Source organism: Bradyrhizobium sp. SHOUNA76 (genome assembly GCF_023006445.1).
Taxonomy (GTDB): Bacteria; Pseudomonadota; Alphaproteobacteria; order Rhizobiales; family Xanthobacteraceae; genus Bradyrhizobium.
In genome coordinates this window covers 1-7,846 of the sequence record NZ_JALBHA010000310.1, presented here as the reverse complement: position 1 = coordinate 7,846, position 7,846 = coordinate 1, and the positions used below count along the sequence as shown (strand labels likewise).

General features: G+C 64.8%; 7 protein-coding genes and 2 pseudogenes. 5 read left to right on the top strand and 4 right to left on the bottom strand.

Features of this window, described 5'->3' with window-relative positions; all coding sequences use genetic code 11:
* Positions 1 to 857 (top strand): annotated as a pseudogene (locus tag MOV74_RS25530) (SH3 domain-containing protein); the annotation flags it as partial.
* Positions 858 to 989: 132 nt separating this feature from the next.
* On the opposite strand, the gene MOV74_RS25525 reads toward MOV74_RS25530, so the two are convergent.
* Entirely contained in the window at positions 990 to 2,645 is a 1,656-nt protein-coding gene (locus MOV74_RS25525) for a fumarate hydratase (RefSeq protein WP_246929010.1), read from the bottom strand.
* A gap of 211 nt (positions 2,646 to 2,856) precedes the next feature.
* Here MOV74_RS25525 and MOV74_RS25520 point away from each other — a divergent pair, with 211 nt between their 5' ends.
* The 4 genes and pseudogenes from MOV74_RS25520 (at position 2,857) to MOV74_RS25505 (ending at position 5,055) form a co-directional block, all read left to right on the top strand.
* Positions 2,857 to 3,330 carry a hypothetical protein gene (locus MOV74_RS25520; RefSeq protein WP_246929008.1) on the top strand — a complete coding sequence of 158 codons (474 nt, stop codon included), beginning with the start codon at positions 2,857 to 2,859 and terminating at the stop codon, positions 3,328 to 3,330.
* A 314-nt stretch (positions 3,331 to 3,644) separates the two neighbouring features.
* The gene (locus MOV74_RS25515) at positions 3,645 to 3,818 is read left to right on the top strand and encodes a hypothetical protein (RefSeq protein WP_018321873.1); all 174 of its coding nucleotides are present in this window, start codon (positions 3,645 to 3,647) and stop codon (positions 3,816 to 3,818) included.
* A gap of 276 nt (positions 3,819 to 4,094) precedes the next feature.
* A pseudogene (locus tag MOV74_RS25510) lies at positions 4,095 to 4,295 on the top strand (helix-turn-helix transcriptional regulator); the annotation flags it as partial.
* Between the two features lie 85 nt (positions 4,296 to 4,380).
* A complete protein-coding gene (locus MOV74_RS25505; RefSeq protein ID WP_246929006.1) occupies positions 4,381 to 5,055 on the top strand; it encodes an isoprenylcysteine carboxylmethyltransferase family protein in 675 nt (224 codons plus the stop codon).
* A gap of 362 nt (positions 5,056 to 5,417) precedes the next feature.
* On the opposite strand, the gene MOV74_RS25500 is transcribed toward MOV74_RS25505, so the two are convergent.
* The 3 genes from MOV74_RS25500 to MOV74_RS25490 all read right to left on the bottom strand — a co-directional run.
* The gene (locus MOV74_RS25500; protein WP_246929004.1) at positions 5,418 to 6,125 is read right to left on the bottom strand and encodes a glutathione S-transferase; all 708 of its coding nucleotides are present in this window, start codon (positions 6,123 to 6,125) and stop codon (positions 5,418 to 5,420) included.
* 206 nt (positions 6,126 to 6,331) lie between these two features.
* Positions 6,332 to 7,012: a lectin gene (locus MOV74_RS25495; protein ID WP_246929002.1), complete on the bottom strand. Its 681-nt coding sequence runs from the start codon at positions 7,010 to 7,012 to the stop codon at positions 6,332 to 6,334.
* Between the two features lie 143 nt (positions 7,013 to 7,155).
* Positions 7,156 to 7,846 (bottom strand): Tim44 domain-containing protein (locus tag MOV74_RS25490; RefSeq protein WP_246928995.1); only part of this gene is annotated, 691 nt, incomplete at its 5' end.

Genomic DNA, 7,846 nt, shown 5'->3' with positions numbered 1-7,846 from the left:
ATGACACCGACCCGGCGTGGCGCGCCACCGCGCTCGCCCGGGTGCCGGCGGGTTAAGGGGCCGGCACCGCCTATCGCACCGAAGGTGCGACCGGCTATCTTGCCGTCTATCCCGAGACATCGAACGATCCGAAAACACCGGCCAGCGTGTTCGCCGCGCGTCAGAGCCTCGTGGTCACGCTGACACCGGATGCGACACGCGCGGTCTCAGCCGAATTGACGCCGCGCGCCGAGCCGGCCCCTGACGACGACGACAGCGATTTCGCAAAGCTGCACGCCGATCTCGCGGCAAAGCGCACAACGCTGCCCGAGGGCACCGAACCCTGCGCTCTCGGCGCCTGGTCGATCGACAAGGATCCTAGCGGCCTCAACGTGCGCGCCGAGCCGTCGGTGAAAGCGCGCGTGCTCGGCACGCTGCCGCCGCCCTATCAGCTCAAACTCGGCGGCGCCGAGAACACGCCCGAGGGCGGCTGGCTCACCGAATTCCGTATCATCGGCTTCAAGAGCGGCTGGTTTCTGATCGAAGGCGCGAAGCCGCCGGGCAAGGACTACGAGGACGACAAGAAATATCCACGTAGCGCGCCAAAACCCTATGCCGGGCGCGGCTGGGTCGCGGCCAACAAGGTTGGCGCCAGCTTTGCCAACGGCTACACGCGCGCCGGCGGACTTTTCCAGGCGCCCTTCGTCGACGCCAAATGGATGCCCGCCCAGCGCGAACTCGGCGGCCCGATCGACGGCGACGGCGGGCCGAAGCGCCTTCTCGCCTGCAGCGGATATTGGGGCCTGGTCGAGAGCCATGACGGCGTGCGCGGCTGGTGGCGCTCGCTGTGCTCCAACCAGGTCACGAATTGCAGTTAGTGAAATAAAGCGATCACGCCCCGCTCTCGTGTCCCGGACGCGACGCGGCACGCAGTGACGCGGCGCAGAGCCGGGACCCATGCCGCTACGATGGACCCCGGATCAGCAGCGCAGCATCAGTGGCACGCCGCCTCAGCCCAGATTCAACTCCTTGAAGAAGTCGTTCCCCTTGTCGTCGACGATGATGAACGCCGGGAAGTCGACGACTTCGATGCGCCAGATCGCTTCCATGCCGAGCTCGGGATATTCGAGCACCTCGACCTTCTTGATGCAGTGCTCGGCGAGGTTCGCCGCGGCGCCGCCGATCGAGCCGAGATAGAAGCCGCCGTACTTCTTGCAGGCCTCGCGCACGGCGGGGGCACGGTTGCCCTTGGCCACCATCACCATGGAGCCGCCGCCAGCCTGGAACTGGTCGACGAAGGAATCCATGCGGCCCGCAGTGGTCGGACCGAACGCGCCGGAGGCGTAGCCCTCGGGCGTCTTGGCGGGACCGGCGTAGTAGACCGGATGGTTCTTGAAATAGTCCGGCAGCGGCTCGCCCCTCTCCAGCCGCTCGCGCAGCTTGGCGTGGGCGCTATCGCGCGCGACGATCATGGTGCCGGTCATCGAGACGCGCGTCTTGATCGGATGCTTCGAGAACGTCGCCAGGATGTCCTTCATCGGCTGGTTGAGGTCGATCTTGACGACCTCGCCGCCGAGGGCCTCTTCGACCTCAGGCAGATATTGCGCCGGGTTGTGCTCGAGCTCTTCAAGATAGACGCCGTCCTTTGTGATCTTGCCGAGCACCTGACGGTCGGCCGAGCAGGACACGCCAAGCCCGATCGGGAGCGATGCGCCGTGACGCGGCATGCGGATCACGCGCACGTCGTGGCAGAAATATTTGCCGCCGAACTGCGCGCCGACGCCGAGCGACTGCGTCATCTTGTGGATTTCCTTCTCCATCTCGACGTCACGGAAAGCGTTGCCGTCGGGCGAGCCGTGGGTCGGCAGCGCATCGAGATAGCGCGCGGAGGCGAGCTTCACCGTCTTCATGCACAGCTCCGCCGAGGTGCCGCCGATCACGATGGCGAGGTGATAGGGCGGGCACGCTGCGGTGCCGAGGGTGAGGATCTTCTCCTTCAGGAAGGCAAGCAGCCGGTCCTTGGTCAAGACCGAGGGCGTAGCTTGAAACAGGAAGCTCTTGTTGGCGGAGCCGCCGCCCTTGGCCATGAACATGAACTTGTAGGCGTCATCGCCCTCGGCGTAGATCTCGCATTGCGCCGGCATGTTGTTGGCGGTGTTCTTCTCCTCGTACATCGAGAGCGGCGCCACTTGCGAATAGCGCAGATTGCGGCGCAGGTAAGCATCGCGCGCACCTTCCGACAGCGCCGCCTCGTCGTCGCCGTCGGTGATGACGTTGCAGCCCTTCTTGCCCATGATGATCGCGGTGCCGGTGTCCTGGCACATCGGCAGCACGCCGCCGGCGGCGATGTTGGCGTTCTTCAAAAAGTCCAGCGCGACAAACTTGTCGTTGGGGCTCGCCTCGCCGTCCTCCAGGATGGCGCGGAGCTGCTTCAGGTGGCCCGGCCGCAGGTAATGATTGATGTCGCCGAAAGCCGCCTCCGACAGCGCGCGCAGCGCCTCGCGCGACACCACCAGCATGTCCTTGCCCAGGACCTTCTCGACCCGCACGCCCTCGGCCGTGATCTTCTTGTAGGGCGTCTCGTCCTTGCCCAGCGGGAACAGCGGGGTGTGCTTGTAGGGCGGAACGGGCTTGGACGGGTCGGGAAAGGCGGTGGGAGCGTTCATGGGGCGAATCTCGGGGTTTGGGGCCACGCGCGGGCCCTCGCGTAGAAGCGTTCTAAGCCCATTTTGGACGGAAAAGGAAGGGACCGGTACGCATGAGAGAGGGCGGCCAGGGCCTGGGAAGGCATTGGCGCAGCACGTGGAAAGGCCAGGCCCGACCCTTGCGCTTCGCGCCCGACGACGGTTGAATGCGCGCCCTAAGGGGCTTTTCATCATGACATTGAAACTGAACGTCCGCGGCGCGATCCTGGTCGCCGCCGCCATCACCGGCCTTGTGACCCTCGCCTCGCCCGCGCGCGCCGACCGCTGCGACGACAGCGCCAAGGAGCTGGCGAACCAGGTCGATCGGCTCAAGGTGAATTTCCGGGCCGCGAACACCGTCTATCTGACGCACCCGGCGGCCAAGGAGCTGTCCGTCGGCTGCCGCGGCGACAAATATTCCATCGAGCTCTATGCCAAAGGTGATCGCAAGCCCACGCCGGAGTTTTATGCGCTGGTCGGGTCGATGGCGGCGATCGTCTTCACCGTGACGAAGGACGACACCACGACGGGCGCAACGCGCTGCCTGAAGCGGATGGGCCTGTTGCGCGGCGACAAGATCAGCATGCGCTATCGGCGGCTCAACATGGAATGCACCCGCACCAAGAAGGATGCGTCGATCGCCATCACGCGCGGCAAGGACGAATAGGCCGGGGACCGCCGTCGTTCTTGCTGCGGATACCGTGCACGTGTGGCGCGACGCAGCTCGCCAAGGACTCCGTCATTGCGAGCGAAGCGAAGCAATCCAGAAATCTCTCCGCGGATGGATTCTGGATTGCTTCGTCGCAACCGCTCCTCGCAATGACGAGGAGAGGTTCGTGGATCGCCCTCATACAGCGTGGATGAGGAGCAATCACAGCGCACCTCACCTGACCAGATCCCTCGCATTTTAACGATTGCCTTGAAGGAATTTTCGCTCCTCGCAGCGCAGGTTGAATTGCTTCCATGTGTGAGGATTTGCGGATGAAGGTTTCTACCGTTGCGCCGCCGCCGATCGCGATCGTGGTTCCGAGCTACGACACGACCAAGCAGCAGGACGATCAGACCAAGACCAAGGACGCCGACCCGACCTACAAGCCGCAGCCGCCCGCGCCGCTGCCGCCGGGTCAGGGCACGCGGATCGATCAGCTCGCCTGATCGATCCTTTCGAAGACGGATCGCCCAATTCGGTCGATCCGGCCTGTTGCGCGTCCGGCCGCATCGTTGCCGGGTAGCGAGATCAATATCATGCGCGCCCCGGGGCCCTGCCGCATGATCGCAAGACTGCCGTTTGCCGAACACGATCTTAGGCGTCGCCACGGGCGCGCGGCTGGTCGCGCTTGCGCGAACGTTGCACTGGCTCTCCGCATTCCCTGCTGCACCCGGCCTGCCTCAGCGTTCCGCACATTCCGCCACGCCTCGGCAATTTCCCCTTTCGGGCACACTGACGCCGAGCTGCGCGTCTTCCTGTCCATTGTCGAGATCGGCGGGGTTCCTGACGTGGCCAGAAGCATGGGCCTCGCCGAAACGACGATCAAGACCCATCTCGCCCGGACCTTCGCCAAGACGGGAACCCAACGACAAGCGGATCTGGTTCGGCTCGTGGCGGCCTTTACGCCATCGATCAAGGTCTGACCGCAATCGCTGTCGCGCCCCGGCCGCATGTTTGCCGGAAACAAATGCGATCAATGCACCGGCGTGGGATAGAACAAGATCGACAATGATCGCCAAACTGCTGCTGCAGAACACGATCACCACCATCGCGATGGGCGCGCTGCTGTTCGCATCCGCAGGGACCTTGCGCTGGCCCTCGGCCTGGGTGTTCCTCGCAACATGTATCCTGCTCGGCCCGCTCTGCGGCTGGTGGCTCTACCGGATCGATCCGGCGTTGCTCGCCGAGCGTCTGCGGCCGGTCCTGCAGAAGGACCAGCCCGCCGCGGATAAGGTGTTCATGAGCGTCTTCGTCGTTGCGATGCTGGCCTGGCTGGTGCTGATAGGCGTCGACCGGCGCATGCAATGGTCCGACATGCCGGTCGCGTTGCAGGCAGTCGGCTTCGCGCTGTTCCTGCTCTCGACGCTGTTCACACTCTGGGTGTTCCGCGAGAACTCGTTCGCTGCCCCCGTGGTGAAGCTGCAAGCCGAGCGCGCGCAGCGCGTGATCTCGAGCGGCCCCTACGCCCATGTGCGTCATCCCATGTATAGCGGCATGATCCTGTTCTTTGCCGGCGTGCCGCTGCTGCTGGGCTCGTGGTGGGGACTTCTGATGGTCCCGATGCTGGTCCTCTTGTTCGCGATCCGCATCGGCATAGAGGAACGCACCTTGCGCGAGGGCCTGCAGGGCTATGCCGACTACGCCGCACGAGTGCGCTATCGCCTGGTGCCAGGCGTCTGGTGAGAGCGCCCCGCTCTCCCGTGCACCTCACAGAAAATCGCGCCGCCTCCTCCGATCGACTGACGTCGCAGCAAGTGAACCTCGCTAGAGGAACCCGCACCGACGCAACGGGAGACGACGATGTTCTGCAAGCCCCCCTGCCCCGAGGAGCATGACCTCTCTCCCGTCCGCGATGATTCAAACAATCGGTCTGCGCCGCAGCGTTCGCAAGCGCGCGCCGGCCACGATGCGCTCGGGCGATTGATCGCGCCCGAAGCGGCCGGTCCGGAACGGGGGCTGCCGCCAGCCTCCCTCCGGACCGGCTAGAGTTTCTTGTCTTCGCGTTTTCTTGACGCGAACCGGTATCCACTTCGCTCGAAAACGCTCTAGCCATCCAACTCGCGATAGCGGCGAAAAATGCCCTGCTCGTTGAAGGGAATGCGGCGCCGGCTTTCCCGATAGGCCTTGATGTTCGGCCGCGCAGCGACCCGATCATGCAGGCTGACGAGGCCCGGAATGTCTGTCTCGAACGCCGTCATGCGCTTGGGGAAGGCATAGCGCAGCCCCGCGACGATCTGGAACAACGACAGATCGACATAGGTCAGCCTGCGGCCGGTGACATAGGCGCCGCCATTCTCGTTGAGAAGCTGCTCGAAATAGCCGAGATATTTCGGCACGCGCTCGCTCCAGAAATCGGCGGTGCGCTTCTTCGCCGGCGGCTTCTGGTCCTCGTAATAGAGCGAGGGCCCGAGCGGATGATGGGTGTCGTGGATTTCGACCACGAGGTCGGTGATGGTGAGCTGAAGCTGGTGCACCCAGAGCCGGCCGGCCTCCGTCTTGGGCGCGAGCCCATGACGGGCGCCGAGATAGAGCAGGATATTGGCGGTCTGGCCGATGACGAGCTTGCCCGCTTTCAGGAACGGCGGCGCAAAGGGCGTCGTACCCTTTTTCGCGTCCATCATCTTCATCATCGCAGCCGTCCCGCGCGCTCCACGCGCGACGTCCGCATAAGCGGCTCCCGCCTCCTCCAGCGCCAGCCGCACGTATTCGCCGCGGCCCTGGATCTCGGGCCAGTAGTAGAGCTCGTATTTCATGAGAGAGGTCCGTGAACGTGAACGCGTACGGACCAATGTAGCATGCGGCTCGGGGTTCCGTCAGAGTGAGACGGAGCGTTCGCGCAACCCGCTCGTCATTGCGAGCGCAAGCGAAGCAATCCAGACTGCCTCTGCGGAAAGACTCTGGATTGCTTCGTCGCTTCGCTCCTCGCAATGACGAGCGGAAAGAGCTTCGCGCCCTTAACTCAATTCGCGGCAAAACAATACAGCAAGCCGTCGCCGCCGGTGCTCTTCAGATCGGCCTGCGAGCAGCCGCCCTCGGGACCGCGCGAGGGATGCGAGCTATTCCAGGACTTCGACGGTTCGTCGTCGCGCAGACCTCGCCGATCGGCATGGCCGACGACCGCGGCGCCTTGCGTGCTCGACGTCCAGTTCTTGCAGGTCTTGTCGTCACCGGCCGCGAACGCGGTGCCGTCGGGTTGCGTTCCCGTCAGGACGTCGTGCCGGTTCGGCGTATCGCCGGCGCCGTTGATGACCTCCCCTTTCTCACTGAGCGCCGTCTGCTTGGTGAGGTTGTTGGCCGCGCCGTGCAGTTCGGCAACATCCTTGGCAATCACCGTGCCCTTGGCGTTCTGCCACGGTCCCTTGCCGATGCGGTCCTTGGCATTGACGGCCGGTTTGCCGTCGGCGGCCTGCGTCGAGAGATAGGCGCGCCAGGTCTTGGTGCCGGCGCCGCCGGCCTGCGCAAGCTTCTGGCATTGTGCGTCGGCTCCCTCGAGCCCGCCGAGATCGGCGCCCTTGCCCGGACCGCTGGAGGTCACGAAGAACGTCATGTCGGCCGACTGCGCTTGCGCCGATGGCGTCGCCAGCAAGGCCATTGCGAGCGCAAGGCCTGAAATCGTCACGGTTCTCTCGATGCGGATCACGTTGTCCTCCCGTTGTGCTTGTCGTTGGCCGCCTGATTCAACCCGAGCCGCGCCTGCTTATTCCGATGCGGCGATACCAGACGCCGAAAAGAAAAAGGCGCCGTGCGGAAGCACGACGCCTTGGTTTCACATTCCGCGAGCGATCAGTTGGTCTGCTGGATCGCCGACAATTCCCAGCCGTTGCCGGGCCGCCGGGCAAACGTCCAGACCTCGGTGACTTCGCCCGGCTGCTCGCTGCCGGCGACGACCGTGCCGCTGTTGCGCTCCAGCGTCTTGTCGGTGAGCGCAAAGCGCAGCGCCACCGTGGCGTAGTCGGTCTCGCCTTCGCGCCAGGCTTCGGCGAGGTCGCCCTGCAGAAGCTTGACGTCGGTCACCTTGTTGACGACGTTGCGCGCGCGGTTCTGGGCGAGGTCCTGCTCGAAATAGGAGACCATCTCCGGCGTCGCGAGCGTGTGCAGCTTGGCCACGTCCTCGTTCGACCAGGCGGCCTGGATATCGCCGAGCAGGCGCTCGAACGATTCGTAATCGTCCGGCTTGATCTCGAGCGGCGCGTTGTTGGCGTTGGCGCCAAAGCCGAAGCCACCAAGTCCGCCACCGAGGCCGCTGCGCTGGTTCGGCTGCGGTCCGGAAGCTGCGCCTGAGTCGGCATTGGCATAAGCCGCCTGCGGCGTGTGACGGCGCTGCCACCAGGACATTGCCAGCCGCACCACCAGCACCACCAGCACGATCTGGATGATCAGGCCCAGGATCGAGGACAGGCCGCCGAGGCCGCCGAACAGGCCGCCGCCGAACAGCATGCCGAGCAGGCCGGCGCCGAGGAAGCCAGCCGCCAGG